Origin of the sequence: Streptomyces sp. NPDC087422, assembly GCF_044744145.1 — a bacterium.
GTDB lineage: Bacteria > Actinomycetota > Actinomycetes > Streptomycetales > Streptomycetaceae > Actinacidiphila.
The window spans coordinates 18,570-35,149 of sequence record NZ_JBIUXT010000003.1; the positions used below are offsets into that span (position 1 = coordinate 18,570).

General features: G+C 72.5%; 14 protein-coding genes and 1 pseudogene. 3 read left to right on the forward strand and 12 right to left on the reverse strand.

The annotated features are described in order from the left end of the window. Positions 1–86 precede the first annotated feature (86 nt). Positions 87–2,921, reverse strand: coding sequence for a type I DNA topoisomerase (gene topA / locus ACIO6U_RS09845; RefSeq protein WP_391130041.1), 2,835 nt, complete (start codon positions 2,919–2,921; stop codon positions 87–89). Positions 2,922–3,156: 235 nt separating this feature from the next. Next, positions 3,157–3,351, reverse strand: coding sequence for a hypothetical protein (locus ACIO6U_RS09850; protein WP_355346115.1), 195 nt, complete (start codon positions 3,349–3,351; stop codon positions 3,157–3,159). Positions 3,352–3,554: 203 nt separating this feature from the next. Between ACIO6U_RS09850 and ACIO6U_RS09855 the strand changes: the two genes are divergently transcribed. Both ACIO6U_RS09855 and ACIO6U_RS09860 read left to right on the forward strand, forming a co-directional pair. Further along, positions 3,555–4,037 (forward strand): TM2 domain-containing protein, encoded by a 483-nt coding sequence (locus ACIO6U_RS09855; protein ID WP_401717219.1) that lies wholly within the window; start codon positions 3,555–3,557, stop codon positions 4,035–4,037. Continuing rightward, positions 4,030–4,479: a DUF2752 domain-containing protein gene (locus ACIO6U_RS09860; RefSeq protein WP_391041513.1), complete on the forward strand. Its 450-nt coding sequence runs from the start codon at positions 4,030–4,032 to the stop codon at positions 4,477–4,479. Before ACIO6U_RS09855 ends, ACIO6U_RS09860 begins: the two co-directional genes overlap by 8 nt. A 109-nt stretch (positions 4,480–4,588) precedes the next feature. Here the strand turns inward: ACIO6U_RS09860 and ACIO6U_RS09865 are convergent, their stop codons facing one another. The 5 genes from ACIO6U_RS09865 to bldG form a co-directional block, all read right to left on the reverse strand. Beyond that, the gene (locus ACIO6U_RS09865; RefSeq protein ID WP_401717224.1) at positions 4,589–6,133 is read right to left on the reverse strand and encodes a methyltransferase; all 1,545 of its coding nucleotides are present in this window, start codon (positions 6,131–6,133) and stop codon (positions 4,589–4,591) included. Positions 6,134–6,329: 196 nt separating this feature from the next. Continuing rightward, positions 6,330–6,905: a small secreted protein gene (locus tag ACIO6U_RS09870; protein ID WP_355346124.1), complete on the reverse strand. Its 576-nt coding sequence runs from the start codon at positions 6,903–6,905 to the stop codon at positions 6,330–6,332. Between the two features lie 212 nt (positions 6,906–7,117). Continuing rightward, a complete protein-coding gene (locus tag ACIO6U_RS09875; protein ID WP_355346127.1) occupies positions 7,118–9,505 on the reverse strand; it encodes a sodium-translocating pyrophosphatase in 2,388 nt (795 codons plus the stop codon). 333 nt (positions 9,506–9,838) lie between these two features. Further along, a complete protein-coding gene (locus ACIO6U_RS09880; RefSeq protein WP_355346130.1) occupies positions 9,839–10,252 on the reverse strand; it encodes an ATP-binding protein in 414 nt (137 codons plus the stop codon). Between the two features lie 79 nt (positions 10,253–10,331). Then, positions 10,332–10,673 (reverse strand): anti-sigma factor antagonist BldG, encoded by a 342-nt coding sequence (gene bldG / locus ACIO6U_RS09885; RefSeq protein ID WP_031520166.1) that lies wholly within the window; start codon positions 10,671–10,673, stop codon positions 10,332–10,334. Positions 10,674–10,833: 160 nt separating this feature from the next. Here bldG and ACIO6U_RS09890 point away from each other — a divergent pair, with 160 nt between their 5' ends. Further along, on the forward strand, positions 10,834–13,326 hold the full coding sequence (locus ACIO6U_RS09890; protein ID WP_401717229.1) for a DEAD/DEAH box helicase: 2,493 nt from the start codon (positions 10,834–10,836) through the stop codon (positions 13,324–13,326). 72 nt (positions 13,327–13,398) lie between these two features. Here the strand turns inward: ACIO6U_RS09890 and ACIO6U_RS09895 are convergent. From ACIO6U_RS09895 to ACIO6U_RS09915, 5 genes and pseudogenes are all read right to left on the reverse strand, one after another. Then, positions 13,399–13,650: pseudogene (locus ACIO6U_RS09895) on the reverse strand (Rv3654c family TadE-like protein); the annotation flags it as partial. Further along, a complete protein-coding gene (locus ACIO6U_RS09900; RefSeq protein ID WP_391158210.1) occupies positions 13,647–14,018 on the reverse strand; it encodes a TadE family type IV pilus minor pilin in 372 nt (123 codons plus the stop codon). The gene ACIO6U_RS09900 and the pseudogene ACIO6U_RS09895, both read right to left, overlap by 4 nt. Continuing rightward, positions 14,005–14,388: a DUF4244 domain-containing protein gene (locus ACIO6U_RS09905; RefSeq protein ID WP_355346140.1), complete on the reverse strand. Its 384-nt coding sequence runs from the start codon at positions 14,386–14,388 to the stop codon at positions 14,005–14,007. The genes ACIO6U_RS09900 and ACIO6U_RS09905 overlap by 14 nt, the downstream gene beginning before the upstream one ends. A 135-nt stretch (positions 14,389–14,523) precedes the next feature. Beyond that, complete coding sequence (locus ACIO6U_RS09910; protein ID WP_401717232.1) at positions 14,524–15,297, reverse strand: type II secretion system F family protein; 774 nt, start codon at positions 15,295–15,297, stop codon at positions 14,524–14,526. 35 nt (positions 15,298–15,332) lie between these two features. Beyond that, on the reverse strand, positions 15,333–16,484 hold the full coding sequence (locus tag ACIO6U_RS09915; protein WP_401717235.1) for a type II secretion system F family protein: 1,152 nt from the start codon (positions 16,482–16,484) through the stop codon (positions 15,333–15,335). Positions 16,485–16,580: the final 96 nt, after the last annotated feature.

Below are 16,580 nucleotides of genomic sequence, written 5' to 3' on the forward strand. Positions count from 1 at the left end.
CCCATGACCGGCGCGCGGTTCACCGCCGGCCCGGTGGGGCAGGCGCTGTCGTCGCCCGCCCACCGGCCCAGTGTGCCGGACACGCCCTAGTCGGCTGAGGCCGTCGACTTCTTCGCCGCCGCGGAGGCAGCCGCCTTCTTGGCCGGCGCCTTCTTCGCGGCAGTCTTCTTCGCGGTGCCGGAAGCCGCCGTCTTCTTGGCGGGAGCCTTCTTGGCCGGTGCCTTCTTGGCGGCGGTCTTCTTCTTCACGGGCCCCTTCGCCCGCTTCTCCGCGAGGAGTTCGTACCCGCGCTCGGGCGTGATCGACTCCACCTCGTCGTCGCGGCGCAGCGTCGCGTTGGTCTCGCCGTCGGTGACGTAGGGGCCGAAGCGGCCGTCCTTGACGACGACGGGGCGCTCGCTGACCGGGTCGGTGCCCAGTTCCTTGAGCGGCGGCTTGGCGGCGGCGCGACCGCGCTGCTTGGGCTGGGCGTAGATGGCGAGCGCTTCGTCGAGGGTGATCGAGAAGAGCTGGTCCTCGGTCTCCAGCGAGCGCGAGTCGGTGCCCTTCTTCAGGTAGGGCCCGTAGCGCCCGTTCTGCGCGGTGATCTCGACGCCCTCGGCGTCCTTGCCGACGACGCGCGGCAGGGACATCAGCTTGAGGGCGTCCTCAAGGGTGACGGTGTCGATGGACATCGACTTGAAGAGCGAGGCGGTACGCGGCTTGACCGCGTTCTTCCCGGTCTTCGGGGTGTCCTCGGGCAGGACTTCGGTGACGTAGGGACCGTAGCGCCCGTCCTTGGCGATGATCGGGCGGCCGGTCGCCGGGTCGTCGCCGAGCGCGAAGTCGCCGCTGGGCTTGGCGAACAGCTCCTCGGCGTACTCGACGGACAGCTCGTCCGGCGGCAGGTCCTCGGGTACGTCGGCGCGGCGGTGGTCGTCCTCGCCGCGCTCGCCCTTCTCGATGTAGGGGCCGTAGCGGCCGACGCGCAGCATGATGCCGTCGCCGATCGGGAAGGAGGAGATCTCCCGGGCGTCGATCGCGCCCAGGTCCTCGACGAGTTCCTTGAGGCCGCCGAGGTGGTCGCCGTCCCCGTTGCCCGCGTCGGCGGCGGAGCCGACGGTGGCGCTGCCGTCGTCGGAGCCGAAGTAGAAGCGGCGCAGCCACGGCACGGCCTGGGCCTCGCCGCGGGCGATGCGGTCGAGGTCGTCCTCCATGGAGGCGGTGAAGTCGTAGTCGACCAGACGGCCGAAGTGCTTCTCCAGCAGGTTGACGACCGCGAAGGAGAGGAAGGTCGGGACGAGCGCGGTGCCCTTCTTGAAGACGTAGCCGCGGTCGAGGATCGTGCCCAGGATCGTGGCGTACGTCGACGGGCGGCCGATCTCCCGCTCCTCCAGCTCCTTGACCAGCGACGCCTCGGTGTAGCGGGCGGGCGGCTTGGTCGAGTGGCCGTCGGCGGTGATCTCCTCGGCGCTCAGCGCGTCGCCCTCGGTGACCTGCGGCAGCCTGCGCTCGCGGTCGTCCAGCTCGGCGTTGGGGTCGTCGGCGCCTTCGACGTACGCCTTCAGGAAGCCGTGGAAGGTGATGATCTTGCCGGAGGCGCTGAACTCGGCGTCGCGGCCGTCGGCGGAGGCGCCGCCGACCTTGACGGTGACGGACTGGCCGACCGCGTCCTTCATCTGGGACGCGACCGTACGCATCCAGATCAGCTCGTAGAGCCGGAACTGGTCGCCGGTCAGACGGGTCTCGGCCGGGGTGCGGAAGCGGTCTCCGGAGGGGCGGATCGCCTCGTGCGCCTCCTGCGCGTTCTTGACCTTGCCCGCGTAGACGCGCGGCTTGTCCGGCAGGTAGTCCGCCCCGTAGAGCTGCGTGACCTGGGCGCGGGCGGCGCGGACGGCGGTCTCCGAGAGCGTGGTGGAGTCCGTACGCATGTAGGTGATGAAGCCGTTCTCGTACAGCTTCTGCGCGACCTGCATGGTGGCCTTCGCGCCGAAGCCCAGCTTGCGCGACGCCTCCTGCTGGAGGGTGGTGGTGCGGAAGGGGGCGTACGGCGAGCGGCGGTACGGCTTGGACTCGACGCTGCGTACGGCGAACTGGGTGTCGGCGAGCGCGGCGGCCAGGGCGCGGGCGGCGCTCTCGTCGAGCTGGAGCACCTGTGAGCCGGACTTGAGCTGGCCGGTGGCCGCGTCGAAGTCCCGGCCCTGCGCGACCCGGCGGCCGTCGACGGTGGTGAGCCGGGCGACGAGCGTGGAGGGGTCGGAGGCGTCACCGGTGCGGCCGGTGGCGAAGGTGCCGGTCAGGTCCCAGTAGTCGGCGGTACGGAACGCCATCCGCTCGCGTTCGCGCTCGACGACGAGCCGGGTGGCGACGGACTGCACGCGGCCGGCCGACAGCCGCGGCATGACCTTCTTCCACAGCACCGGCGAGACCTCGTAGCCGTACAGCCGGTCGAGGATGCGGCGGGTCTCCTGGGCGTCGACCAGGCGCTGGTTCAGCTCGCGCGGATTGCGGACGGCCTCCTGGATGGCGTCCTTGGTGATCTCGTGGAACACCATCCGGTGAACGGGCACCTTGGGCTTGAGGATTTCCTGCAAATGCCAGGCGATGGCCTCGCCCTCGCGGTCCTCATCGGTGGCGAGGAAGAGTTCAGTGGAGTCCTTGAGGAGGTCCTTGAGCTTCTTGACCTGTGCCTTTTTATCGGCATTGACCACATAGATGGGTTGGAAATCACTGTCCACATTGACGCCGAGCCGCGCCCAGGGCTGGCCCTTGAACTCCGCCGGCACTTCGGCGGCCCCGTTGGGGAGGTCGCGGATGTGCCCGACGCTGGCCTCGACGACGTATCCAGGGCCCAGATATCCCTTGATCGTTTTCGCCTTGGCAGGCGACTCGACAATGACGAGTCGCTGGCCGCTGTGTGCGGTCTCGCGGGTCGGGGACAACGTCGCTCTTCTCTCCCGGTCGAAGGTGTGTCGCTGCGGAGTGTGACCGTACCTCCCTGTCCCGTGTCAAACGGGAAAAGTCCACAACGCCACTGGAACGGTAACCCGACAACCGGTCTGTCTGCCGCATGGACGGCCGCTCCGGTCGGTTTCCCGGAGGGGCGCGGGGGCGCGTTCCCGGGGGCGCGTGCGTGATTTCACGCACGTCAGGAGGGTCGGGGAAGGGCGGTGGCGGTCAGACCTGTGTGAGACACCAGACGCCGGTGAGGAGTGCGACCGCGCCGAAGAAAATGGACATGACAGTTGCGGCGGTGGATCCCGCGGCCGTCACGGGTTGCCGGGCGCGCAGCCGGGCGGCCGTCCAGAGCAGGAGCGCGGCCCCGAAGACGGCGAAGACCGTTCCGGCGAAGAGTGCGGGCACCCGCTCCATGCGTCCCCTCGTCCCGTCTCGTCCTGTCCAGGTGTGTGCTCCCGGACGCTGCCACGCCAGGGCGTCCGGCACGCGAACCACGGGTGAACACAGGTCTCCGCTCCCAGGGGGTGGGACGCGGCGGGGGCCGTCCTGCAAAGATGTCCGGCAACGACCGGTACACAACAAGACGTTCAACGACGTTCAGCACAGGGGGACGGGGCATGTCCGACCAGAATCCGTACGGCCAGAATCCGTACGGTGACAAGCCGCAGGGCGACAATCCGTACGGGGAGCAGCAGCCCGGGAGCCAGCCCGGATACGGATACCCGCAGCAGCCCGGGGGCCAGGCTCCCGGTTACGGCTACCCGCCCCAGGGCGGCGGCCAGGCACCCGGTTACGGCTACCCGCCGCAGGGCGGCGGGTACGCGCCGCCCGGTGCCGCGTACGCCGCGGACCCGTCCGCGCCGTACGGCTACGACCCCTACGGGCGGCCGTACTCGGACAAGTCCAAGGTGGTCGCGGGAGTGCTTCAGCTCTTCCTCGGCAGCTTCGGCGTGGGCCGTTTCTACACCGGCCACACCGGCATGGCGCTGGGACAGCTCTTCACGTGCGGCGGCTGCGGCATCTGGGCGCTGATCGACGGCATCATGCTGCTGGCCGGGGACAACCCGACCGACGCGCAGGGCCGGGTGCTGCGTGGCTGACGGAGTCCGTCGGCCACAGGTCGGCGCTCCCCCGGTCTCCCCGGGGGCGCGCCGCCCGTCGGCGGTTCTCGGCCACCCGGCCACCGCTCCCCTGGCGACGCTCGCCGCCGGGGTGGCGGGCGCCGTCTATCTCTACGGCACCGACCCGCACCAGCCGGGCCACTGGCTGCCGCGCTGCCCGTTCAACTGGGCGACCGGGCTGCTCTGCCCGGCCTGCGGCGGTACGCGCATGGTGTACGACCTGATGCACGGCGACGTGGGGCGCGCCTTCCACGACAACGCCGTCCTGCTGCTGGCCGCGCCCCTGGCGCTGTGGCTGTGCGGGCGCTGGATGGTCGAGGGGCTGCGCGGCCGTCGCCGACGGCTGGTGGTGAGCCCGCGGGTGTCACTGGCCGTGCTGTGCGTGGCCGTGACGTGGACGGTTGTCCGCAACGTGTTCTGACGCGTCGTCCGCTCCACCGCGCGTCAGTCCGCCGGGCCCCTTCTCCGAGGCGTCCCCGGGCCGCTCGCCAGGCCACTCGTCAAGCCACTCCCCGCGTCACTCCGCCGCGTCACTCCGCCGCGTCGAGGAACCCCTGTTCCACCAGCAGCCGGATCGACTCCGGCGTGCGGTCGCGCAGCACCACCGGGTCCTCGCCGAGCAGCTGCGCGATGGCGTCCACGATCCGCCCCGCGGTCAGCGTCCCGTCGCAGACGCCCGCGAAGCCCGCGCCCACCGTGTCGACCTTCGTCGCGCGCCGCATACCGCGGGCCGCGCGCAGCACCACGTGCTCCGGGTCCTCGGCGCCCGGCAGCCCCACCTGTTCCTGCACCACCCCGTCGCCGAGCGCGAAACGGGAGCTGAGCAGCGCCGCGTCGTCATGGGTGCGCAGGAAGTCCTGGCGGTCGAACCACCCGGCGATGTGCGGGCCGAGCGGCTGCTCCACGGGGTGCGGCCACTCCTCCGCGGTGATCACGGGCTGGTCCGCGCCCGACTTGCGCAGCGTGATCCAGCCGAAGCCGACGCCGTTCACCTTGCGCTGCTCGAACTCGTCGAGCCACGCGTCGTAGCGGGCTGCGTACGTGGCCGGATCCGTACGGTGGTCGCCGCCGTCGCGCAGCCACAGCTCGGCGTACTGCGTGACGTCCTGGACCTCGCGCTGCACGATCCAGGCGTCGCAGCCGCGCGGGATCCACGAGACCAGGCGCTCGCGCCAGTCCTGGCCCTCGGTGTGCTGCCAGTTGGCGAGGAGCTGGCAGTAGCCGCCGTCGTTGAGATGGTCTGCCGACTGCTGCACCAGGGTGCGGCACAGGTCGTCGCCCGCCATACCGCCGTCCCGGTAGGTGAAGCGCCCGCTCGGGGAGATCACGAAGGGCGGGTTGGACACGATCAGGTCGAAGCGCTCGTCGCGGACCGGCTCGAAGAGGCTGCCCTCGCGCAGGTCGGGTTCGCGGGCGCCGGACAGCGCGAGGGTGAGCCGGGCGAAGTGCAGGGCGCGCGGATTGACGTCGGTCGCCGTGACGCGGGTGGCGTGCCGGGAGGCGTGCAGCGCCTGGATGCCGGAGCCGGTGCCGAGGTCCAGGGCGCTGCCGACCGGCTCGGGCACGGTCAGCCCGGCCAGCGTCGTGGAGGCGCCGCCGACGCCGAGCACCAGGTCGGCCCGGTCGACGCCGGGCGTGCTCTCCCCGTCGGTCCCGGTACCGGTGCCGATACCGCCCGCGCCGCCGACCGCGCAGCCGAGGTCGGAGACGATCCACCAGTCCGCGCCCTCCTCACCGGCGTACGGGCGTACGTCCACGGTGGCGCGTACGTCGTCGCCGTCGCGCGCCAGCCAGCCGTCGGTCGCGTAGTCGTCGATCCGGGGCAGGGCGGCGCGGGCCCGCGCGTAGGACACGGGGCGTTGCAGGAGGAAGAGCCTGACCAGGGTCTCCAGGGGGCTGCCGCCACGGGTGGCGCGCAGGGCGGGGACGGTCTCGGCCCGGGAGAGGGCCGCGTAGGCGGCGGCTCCGAGGAGGTCGAGACAGCCGTCCGCGGTGAAGGCTGCGGCGCGCAGGTCGTCGCGCAGGGACGGGGCGTTCCGGGCGGCGGGGAGGAGGGGCGTACTCACACCGGCCATTGTCGCGGAATCGCCGCGGCCCGGCGCCCCTTGTGCGGGGCGGCGGGCCGTGGCGTATCGGACAGCGGGGGTGCTAAGGGGGTGCTACGGGGGCGCGGTCGTGGGCGCGGGGCCTTCGTGGGCGCGGTCCGGTGGCCACGGGCCGGGGGCCCGGGGCCGGGGCCTGAGGGGGCCGGGGCCTGAGGGGGCCGGGGGCCTACGACGCCGACGGTGAGGCCGAGGAGGAGCCGGACGCCTGCTTGCAGCCGGGCTGCTTGGCCATGGCCTTGCCGACATCGCCCTGGCGGAGCGAGTCGAGGGCCTGCTCGCCGTTCTGGCTGACCTTGCCCAGCGAGTTGGAGACGCCCTTCAGGCCGTCCGCGAACTTCGCCTGGTCGCTGGTGTCGAGCCCGTCGACCTGCTTCTTGAGCGTCCCGTACTGGGTGGACAGGCCGTTGAGGTCGTTCACCGCGTCCTGCTGGATCTTCGCACCGTCCTTGACCGGCGGGGCGCCGGCCTTGCTGACGATGTCGGCGAGCGACTTGTACGCCTCGGAGATCGACTGGAAGGCGGCGGAGTCGGCGGACTTGACGTCCTGGGGCTTGCCGTTGCTGTTCACCTGGGTGATCGCCGTGTTGGCGTCGTTGATCTTCTTGGTCTGGGCCGCGGCCTGGTCGCAGACGCCCTTAGCCCAGTTGTCCAGCTTCTTGTTGGAGTCGTCGCTGCACCCCGACAGCGCGAGCAGCATGACCGCACCGGAGAGCGCGGCCAGGAGCTTCTTGTTCACCTTCACCGGATGGGTCCCTTCCGTGGCCTTACGGCCCCGGAACATACACGGCTGACGGGTGGTCACCGTGAATCCGTGAGGTGATTCGTCCGACATTCAAGCCATTCGCACTAAGGTGCGGTGGGCGACCGCACACGTACCGGATCACGTACGGTCGCCCACCGGGCCCTCGGCGGACCGGAACCCTTGACGGGCCCGGCCCTTGACGGTGCGTCGGATCAGGCCACTGCGGCCGTGTCCGGGGTGCGGGTCCCGGTGTCCCCGCCGTCGCCGTCGTCGTCGCCCTCCATCGCGATGCCGCGCCGCTTGGAGATGTAGACCGCGATGACGATGACGGCGATCGAGACCACCGCGACGGTGACGCGTACGCCGAGATTCGCGTCCACGCCGTAGCTGAACTTGACCACCGCGGGGGCGATCAGCAGCGCCACCAGGTTCATCACCTTCAGCAGCGGGTTGATGGCCGGGCCCGCGGTGTCCTTGAACGGGTCGCCGACCGTGTCGCCGATGACGGTCGCGGCGTGGGCCTCGCTGCCCTTGCCGCCGTAGTGGCCGTCCTCGACGAGTTTCTTGGCGTTGTCCCAGGCGCCGCCGGAGTTGGCCAGGAACACCGCCATCAGCGTGCCCGCGCCGATCGCGCCCGCCAGGTACGAGGCGAGCGAGCCGACGCCGAAGGTGAAGCCGACCGCCACGGGCGCGAGGACGGCGAGCAGGCCGGGGGTGGCCAGTTCGCGCAGCGCGTCCTTGGTGCAGATGTCGACCACCCGTCCGTATTCGGGCAGTTCGGTGCCGTCCATGATCCCCGGGTGTTCGCGGAACTGCCTGCGCACCTCGTAGACCACCGAACCCGCGGACCGGGAGACGGCGTTGATGGCGAGGCCGGAGAAGAGGAAGACGACGGCCGCGCCGAGCAGCAGCCCGACCAGGTTGTTGGGCTGGGAGATGTCCAGGGACAGCCAGCGGGCGTCGGAGGCCGCTGGATGGGCCTTGGCGACGGCGGTGTCGATGGCCTCCTTGAACGAGCCGAACAGGGCGGTGGCGGCCAGTACCGCGGTGGCGATGGCGATGCCCTTGGTGATGGCCTTGGTGGTGTTGCCGACGGCGTCGAGGTCGGTGAGCACCTGGGCGCCCTCGCCGTGCACGTCGCCGGACATCTCGGCGATGCCCTGCGCGTTGTCGGAGACGGGTCCGAAGGTGTCCATGGCGACGATGACGCCGACGGTGGTCAGCAGGCCGGTGCCCGCCAGCGCGACCGCGAACAGCGCGAGCCAGACGGAGGTCCCGCCGAGCAGGAAGGCGCCGTAGACGGACAGGCCGATCAGCACCGCCGAGTAGACCGCGGACTCCAGTCCGAGTGAGATCCCGGACAGGATGACGGTGGCGGGGCCGGTCAGCGAGGTCTTGCCGATGTCGCGGACCGGGCGCCTGGTGGTCTCGGTGAAGTAGCCGGTGAGCTGCTGGATCACCGCGGCCAGCACGATGCCGATGGCGACGGCGACCATCGCCAGGGTGCGCGGGTCGCCTGCGTGGCCGGAGATGTCGCTGTCGACGCCCTTGAGGTCGGCGTAGGAGGACGGCAGGTAGGTGTAGACGGCGATGGCGACGCCGATCAGGGAGATGACCGCGGAGATGAAGAAGCCGCGGTTGATGGCCGTCATGCCGCTGCGGTCGCTGCGGCGGGGGGAGACCGCGAAGATGCCGACCATGGCGGTGAGGACGCCGATCGCCGGGATGAGCAGCGGGAAGGCGAGGCCGGAGTCACCGAAGGTCACCTTGCCGAGGATCAGCGCGGCGACCAGGGTGACGGCGTACGACTCGAAGAGGTCGGCCGCCATGCCCGCGCAGTCGCCGACGTTGTCACCGACGTTGTCGGCGATGGTCGCGGCGTTGCGCGGGTCGTCCTCGGGGATGCCCTTCTCGACCTTGCCGACCAGGTCGGCGCCGACGTCGGCCGCCTTGGTGAAGATGCCGCCGCCGACGCGCATGAACATCGCCAGCAGCGCCGCGCCGAATCCGAATCCTTCGAGCACCTTGGGCGCGTCGGCCTTGTAGATCAGGACGACGGCGGACGCGCCGAGCAGGCCGAGGCCCACGGTGAACATGCCGACGACGCCGCCGGTCCTGAACGCGATCCGCATCGCCCGGTGCGACACGTCGGTCAGGTCGGCCGGGGGTTCGCCGGGTGCCGGCGTCGCCGATCTGGCCGCGGCGGCGACCCGCACATTGCTGCGGACCGCCAGCCACATTCCGACATATCCGGTGACCGCGGAGAACACGGCGCCCACGAGAAAGAAGATCGACCGGCCGATCCGCTGCGAAGTGGTGTCCGAGGGCAGCAGCATGAGCAGGAAGAACGCCACCACGGCGAAAATTCCCAGAGTACGGAACTGCCGTGCGAGGTAGGCGTTGGCGCCTTCCTGCACGGCAGCCGCGATTTTCTTCATGCTGTCGGTGCCCTCGTCCGCTGCGAGCACTTGACGTACCAACACCGCGGCGAGCGCGAGTGCGCCCAGTGCGACGACGGCGATGATCCATACGAGGAGACGATTTCCGTCGGTCAGTACCGGTGTCGCGGCAAGCGTGTGAGGGGTAAGTGGCCCCGCCATTCGTCCTCCTTGACGTTTGGCGCATGGGCGTGCGGCTTCACGGCTCGACAAGCCGCAACGCTCAGGCGAGCTGAGCAAGATGGACGGATTGTAGGGAGCCGCAGCACTTCAAAACAGGGTGCCGCGTCGAAAAAGGATATTCGTGAACGCGGCGTTCGCCTGTGAACAGGAGTGAGTGTCGCCTGTGATCAGGCGAGAAAGATGATCTGAGGGGCGGCCGGGGGCCGCGTCGCGCTCAGAACGGTGTGCCGGTCAGGCCGGCCCGCCGGTCGAGCCGGTGCGCCGGTCGAGAGGGCCGCCGGTCCACGGTCGGACGGGCGGGACGGGCTACGGTCAGACGGGCGGGACGATCGGCCAGCTCATGCGGATCACACCGCCGGTGGCGGTCTCGGTGACCTCGACGTCGTCGACCAGGCCGCTGATCACGGCGAGGCCCATCTCGCCCTCGTCGCTCAGCTCGTCACCCGCGGCGTCGGACGCGGAGCCCGAGGCGTTGCCCGGGACCTCGTCGGCGACCTCGATGGAGAACTTCTTCTCCTCCTCGGTCAGCATCACCCGGACCGGTTCTTCCACACCGTTGCCACGGTGCAGACCCACCGCGCGGCTGCACGCCTCGCCCACCGCGAGCCGTACTTCGTCCAGAACCGCCTCGTCCACCCCCGCCCGGCGCGCCACCGCCGCCGCTACGAGCCGTGCTGTTCGCACATGCTCCGGCTGGGCGCTGAAGAGCAGTTCTACGGTGGGCATGGCCTCCCCTTCGGTCCTTTGGGTGGGCATCACGGGGGCCCGGACGGTGATCCCGTCCGGTACCCCTCGACGGCGATCGTCAGTCGGTCGCCGCGACAGCCTCGTCGACCGAGGTGTGAATCGGGAACACCTTGGTCAGACCGGTGATACGGAAAATCTTCAGGATGCGCTCCTGGTTGCACACCAGTCGCAGCGATCCTTCATGAGCACGCACCCGCTTCAGCCCGCCGACGAGCACACCCAGGCCGGTGGAGTCGAGGAAGTCCACTCCCTCCATGTCCACGACCAGGTGGTAACTCCCGTCGTTCACAAGCTCCACAAGCTGTTCCCGCAGCTTGGGCGCGGTGTACACATCAATCTCGCCGCCGACTTCGACGATCGTACGATCGCCGACGGTTCGGGTCGACAGGGACAGGTCCACGGATCCTCCAGCACCTTGCATCGACGCGGCGCCCCCCTGGGGCCCCCACCAGAAGGTAGGGGACGGATCGACGGCCGCGATGGCATTCAATCACTTCGCAGCGGGCGAGCACGACGCCTTACTGCGATTGTCCGTCACGCCGGTGACACACTGAGTGCCGATGGCCCAGGATCATCTTCCGCAGTCGGCGCACGGCCGCCCGTCCCCCCGAACCGCTTTGGAGCGGCTCGCCAGGGGGGCAGACCGAGCCGCGCGCATCACCCATACGGAGCACCTGCCCCCGCGGGTCGGCCGCCATGCCTCCTGGCCCGACACGATCAGAAGCGAGGTCGTGGACGCGATCCGCGCGGCCGGGATCGACCGTCCCTGGGAGCACCAGGCGCTGGCCGCGGGCCACGCGGCGCGCGGCGAGTCGGTGGTGGTGGCCACCGGAACCGCCTCCGGGAAGTCGCTGGCGTATCTGGCACCGGTGCTCAGCGCCCTGCTGGACGGCTCCGAGGCGCCGAACGGCCGGGGCGCCACCGCGCTCTACCTGTCCCCCACCAAGGCCCTGGCCGCCGACCAGCGCCGCGCCGTCACCCGCCTCGCCGCGCCCCTGGGCACCGCGATCCGCCCCGCGGTCTACGACGGCGACACCCCCGTCGAGGAACGCGAGTGGGTCCGGCAGTACGCCACCTACGTGCTCACCAACCCCGACATGCTGCACCGCGGCATCCTGCCCGGCCACGCCCGCTGGGCCTCCTTCCTGCGTCAACTGCGCTACGTGGTGATCGACGAGTGCCACACCTACCGCGGTGTCTTCGGCTCGCACGTCGCCCAGGTGCTGCGCCGCCTGCGCCGGGTCTGCGCGCGGTACGGGGCCGAGCCGGTGTTCGTGCTCGCCTCCGCGACGGCCGCGGACCCGGCGCGGGCCGCCTCCCGGCTCACCGGGGTGCCGGTGGCCGAAGTGACCGAGGACACGTCGCCGCGCGGCGGCCTGGCCTTCGCGCTGTGGGAGCCGCCGCTGACCGAGCTGTCCGGCGAGCACGGCGCTCCCGTGCGCCGCACCGCGACCGCCGAGACCGCGGAACTCCTCACCGACCTGGTCGTCCAGGGCGTGCGCAGCGTGGCCTTCGTCCGCTCCCGGCGCGGCGCGGAACTGGTCGCCCTGATCGCCCAGGAACGCCTGGCCGAGATCGACCCCTCGCTTCCCGGGCGGGTCGCCGCCTACCGCGGCGGCTACCTCGCCGACGAGCGCCGGGCCCTGGAACGCGACCTGCACTCCGGCCGCCTGCTCGGCCTCGCCTCCACCTCCGCCCTCGAACTGGGCGTGGACATCTCCGGCCTCGACGCGGTCCTGCTGGCCGGCTACCCGGGCACGCGGGCCTCGCTGTGGCAGCAGGCGGGCCGCGCCGGACGGACCGGGCAGGGCGCGCTGGCGATCATGGTCGGCCGGGACGACCCGCTGGACACGTATCTCGTCCACCACCCCGAGGCGATCTTCGAGCAGCCCGTCGAGAGCACCGTCCTGGACCCGGACAATCCCTATGTGCTGGCACCGCACCTGTGCGCCGCCGCGGCCGAGCTGCCGCTCACCGACGACGACCTCGTCCTGTTCGGCCCCGAGGCGGCGTCGCTGATGCCGCAGCTGGAGAAGCGCGGGCTGCTGCGCCGGCGCGCCTCCGGCTGGTACTGGACCCGCCGGGAGCGGGCCGCGGACCTCACCGACATCCGCGGCGAGGGCGGCAGTCCCGTGCAGGTCGTGGAGACGGCGACCGGACGGCTGCTGGGCACGGTGGACGCCTCCTCGGCGCACACCGCCGTCCACGACGGCGCCGTCCACCTCCACCAGGGCCGCACCTACCTGGTCAAGCGGCTCGACCTGGAGGACGGCGTGGCGCTGGTCGAGCCCGCCGACCCGTCCTACTCCACGATGGCCCGCGACACCACCGACATCCGGGTGCTCAGCGGCGACCTGGAGGAGCCGTGGGGCGAGGCGCGGATCCACTTCGGCTCCGTCGAGGTGACCCACCAGGTGGTGTCCTTCCTGCGCCGCAAGCTGATCACCGGTGAGATCCTCGGCGAGACCAAGCTCGGCCTGCCCCCGCGCACCCTGCGCACCCGGGCCGTGTGGTGGACCGTCACGGACGCGCAGCTGGACGCCGCCCGGATCCACCCCGAGGAGCTGCCCGGCGCCCTGCACGCCGCCGAGCACGCCGCGATCGGTCTCCTCCCGCTCTTCGCGACCTGCGACCGCTGGGACATCGGCGGGGTCTCCATACCCCTGCACGCCGACACCGGCCTGCCCACCGTCTTCGTCTACGACGGCCACCCCGGCGGCGCGGGCTTCGCCGAACGCGCCTTCCACACCGCCCGCACCTGGCTCACCGCCACCCGCGAGGCCATCGCCTCCTGCGAATGCGAATTCGGCTGCCCCTCCTGCGTCCAGTCCCCCAAGTGCGGCAACGGCAACGACCCCCTGGACAAGGCCGCCGCCGTCCGCCTCCTGGACTGCCTGCTGACGGCGGGCACCGCCGAGGCCGCTGACGGCGCCGGGGCCGGTCTCGGGGCCGCGCCTGAGGCGGGGGACGGCGCCGGGGCCGAGACCGGTCCTGAGGCCGCGCCCGGTGCCGCTGACGGTGGCCGACCCGGGGTCGGGACCGGGGTCGAGTGACGGTCCCGCGCGGGACCGCACACGGGCGCCGTCGACCTCCGCGGTGACGTCGGAGATCTCACCCGCCACCACGCAGCTCACCAGCCGGGCGCCCTGCGCCGCCGCCACCTCGGCCGCCAGCCCGCAGGCCCGCGTACGGGCCTCCAGCGCGTGGTCGGCCGCGGCGAGCGCCGCCAGATCCGCGGCGCCGCCCGCCCGGTGCCGGGCGATGACCGCCTCGTCCATGAAGAGCACGGCGGCGAAGACCGCGCCCAGCACGGCGATCAGCCCCAGTGACCACACGGTGGCGGAGCCCCGGTCCCCGCGGGGCGCGGGGACCTTCACGGTTGCCCACCCCCGCCCACGGCGTCCTCGGCGAGCGCGACGGCCTCGGCCCGCAGGGTGACGGGGAAGCGCGGCGCCGGAACGGTGACCCGGACCCGGATCAGGTCGCCCGACCGCTCCACGCCGACCCGCGCTCCGGACGGCGCGGCCTCCCGCGCCACCCGCAGCACCTCGCCCGGCGCCTCGGAGCGCGCCGCGGCACGCGCCCCCGCCCGCGCCGCGTCCACGCACCGCACCTGCGCCGCAGCCGCCATCAGGCCCCAGATCAGGGCGGCGGTGAGCGCCACCAGCATCGGGATCACCATGGCGGCCTCCGCCGTCACATACCCCTGGTCGCGCGGCGGGCGGCCCCGCTCAGAACGGCACATGGAGTGCCTTCACGATCACGCCGGTCAACGCCGAGCGCACCGGCCCGCTCGTCACGATCTTGTAGAGCACCGCCGCGAACCCGCACGCCGCGATCGTCCCCACCGCGTACTCGGCCGTGCTCATCCCCGCCTCCGCCGCCGTACGGCTCACGTCCCTGTACCGCGCCGCCCTCCGCCGCATCCGGGCGACCCACCGCCGCCGCTCGGCCCGCGCCAGGCGAACCGCGCGCGGCACCGGCGGCACCCGGAGCGCGGGCGGAGCCGAGGCCATCGCGCCGGGCGGGTTCTTCGAGTTGATCGAGTTGATCGATTTCGTCAGGGCCGGCTGGGCCGTCCGGGCGAGGTGCTGGTCCATCGTCTGATGCGTCATCGGGATCTCCTGGTGTCGTGGATGTGCGTGTGGGTGTGCGTGTGGACATGGCTGTTCGAGTCGTTCGCTTCGGGTGGTGCGTCGGGCGCGGGCGGTCCGGGCGGCGTGTCAGCCCGTGCGGTCCGGGGCGGGGCGTCAGCCCGTGCGGCCGAGGACGGTGCCCGCCAGGCCCATCACCACGGGGGCGACGCCGACCAGCAGGAAGGCCGGGAGGAAGCAGACCCCCAGGGGCGCGGTGGCGTGCACCGCGGCCCGCCGGGCCCTGGCGAGTGCCGAACGGGCGTACGCGGCCCGGTAGTCCGCGGCCAGCCGGGACATCTCCGCGACCGGCGCGCTGCCCGTCGTGGAGGCGCGGGCCAGGCAGCGCCCCATCTCGCGGGCGGCGGGCAGCCGTCCGAACCGCTGCCAGCACTCCGCCGGGTCGCCGCCCAGCCGCAGCTCGGCCCTGACCCGTATCAGCGCGGTCCCGAGCGGCCCGGCCAACGACCGGCCCACGGCGCCCGCCGCTTCTCCGGGTGACGCCCCGGCGGCGAGGCAGGCGGCCATCAGGTCCACGCAGAGCGGGAGTTCCGACGGATCGGGCTCCTCGTCCGCCTCGGAGCTCTCTGTGGCGTTCTGCCGCCCCCGGAGTGATCTCCTGACCCCGAGGGCCGTGAGGACCCCCACCAGGCCGCCCAGCACCCCGCTGATCAACGTCGCGGCCCCCAGCCCGGCCGCGACCGGCGGACCCCAGTCGCGCAGCGGTCCCCTGAGCCGCCGGAGCGCCCGCCGAGGGGACTTCCGCGACCGCCCGGTCCCCAGCGCCGCGCCCAGCCGCTGCGCCGCCGATCTCTCCCTCCGCGCCTCGGCCAGCGCCCCGCCGACGGCGGCCACCGCAGCCACCGCAGCCGCCACCAACGCGAGCGCCACGAGGGCTGTCCCCAGGCTGTGGACACTCCCACCGTTCACGGCCGCCCCCGGTCCCGCGACCCCGTCGGGGTCGCCGCCTTTCCCCGGCCGACCGTCGCGGTCTCGAGCACCGCGCCACCGGCCGCTGGAGAGCCGCCCCCCGAGGAACCGTCCCTCACGGAAACGGCGGCCTTCGAAGCGCCCTTCGCAGGACCGGGGGGCCGAGTTCTGACCGCTGTCGGTCCGCCCTCCGCCGCGCGGACGATCCGCGCCGTCCACGCGAGCCCCGCCCACTCCAGGCAGCCGCCCGCGACCAGGCAGAGCAGTCCCGCCGGGGTGTGCAGCAGCACTCTTGAGGGGTCGGCGCCCAGGCCCGCGCCGAGCACGACGCCGAACAGCGGCAGCAGCGCGAGCAGCACCGACGTGGACCTCGGACCCGCCAACTGGGCGCGCAGATCGTCGCGCTGATCGGCGTCCGCCCGTAGCGCCGCGGCGACCCGGTCGAGCGCGGCGGCCAGTCCTGCGCCGCCGTCCACCGCGACCTGCCAGCAGGCGGCGACCGCGGCGAGCCCGTGCGTCCCCGCGCCGAGCCGGGACGCCTCCCGCAGCGCGTGCGGCACGTCGCCGCCGAATCTGGCCGCCGACAGCACCATTCGTGCCGCGTCGGCGAGGTCGGGCGAGGCGGGCCAGCCCGCCGACTCGACCGCGTCGGTCAGCGCCGAGTGCGGTGGCCGTCCGGCCCTGAGGTCGCCGGCCACGGTGCCGCACAGCGCGCTCACCGCGACCGCCCCGCGCTCGGCCGCCGCCCGCTCGCCCCGCCGTCGCAACGCCCGCCCCACCAGCGGCACCGCCACGGCGCCCGCGACCACCGGCAGTACCGATCCCGTCAGCAGCCCCAGCCCACCGCCCACCGGCAGGCACACCGCCTCGGGCCCGACCCGGCCGCGCCGACCGGCGAACCGTGCGGCGATCCGCAGCGGCTCCCACGCCCGGCGACGGCCCGCCGTCCGTCCGTCGCGCCACCGCGCAAGCCGGATCGCCCACTCGCCGCGAGCCGTCTCCCCCGCCTTCCTCAGCCGTGCCAGCGGATTCGCCCGCTGCTCGCCGGTGACCGGTCCCCGCTCGCCCTCCCCCACCTCTTCGGGTCCTGGTCCGATCAGCAGATCGCGCGCCCGGCGGCGAGGATCGGAGGTGCGCCAGCGCGTCATGAGGAGGGCCAAGCCAGCGCAGAGGGCAGCGGCCCACACGACCGAGGGCTGAAAGGTCGCCGCGCTCATGACGCGCCTGCCCGGCGATGTCCGACC

Coding starts and splice junctions, on each gene's coding strand:
- ACIO6U_RS09890 (WP_401717229.1), top strand. CDS start 10,834: ATGGCCCAGGATCATCTTCCGCAGTCGGCGCACGGCCGCCCGTCCCCC.
- ACIO6U_RS09880 (WP_355346130.1), bottom strand. CDS start 10,252: ATGCCCACCGTAGAACTGCTCTTCAGCGCCCAGCCGGAGCATGTGCGA.
- ACIO6U_RS09850 (WP_355346115.1), bottom strand. CDS start 3,351: ATGGAGCGGGTGCCCGCACTCTTCGCCGGAACGGTCTTCGCCGTCTTC.
- ACIO6U_RS09905 (WP_355346140.1), bottom strand. CDS start 14,388: ATGACGCATCAGACGATGGACCAGCACCTCGCCCGGACGGCCCAGCCG.
- ACIO6U_RS09875 (WP_355346127.1), bottom strand. CDS start 9,505: ATGGCGGGGCCACTTACCCCTCACACGCTTGCCGCGACACCGGTACTG.
- ACIO6U_RS09900 (WP_391158210.1), bottom strand. CDS start 14,018: ATGTGCCGTTCTGAGCGGGGCCGCCCGCCGCGCGACCAGGGGTATGTG.
- ACIO6U_RS09855 (WP_401717219.1), top strand. CDS start 3,555: ATGTCCGACCAGAATCCGTACGGCCAGAATCCGTACGGTGACAAGCCG.
- ACIO6U_RS09865 (WP_401717224.1), bottom strand. CDS start 6,133: ATGGCCGGTGTGAGTACGCCCCTCCTCCCCGCCGCCCGGAACGCCCCG.
- ACIO6U_RS09915 (WP_401717235.1), bottom strand. CDS start 16,484: ATGACGCGCTGGCGCACCTCCGATCCTCGCCGCCGGGCGCGCGATCTG.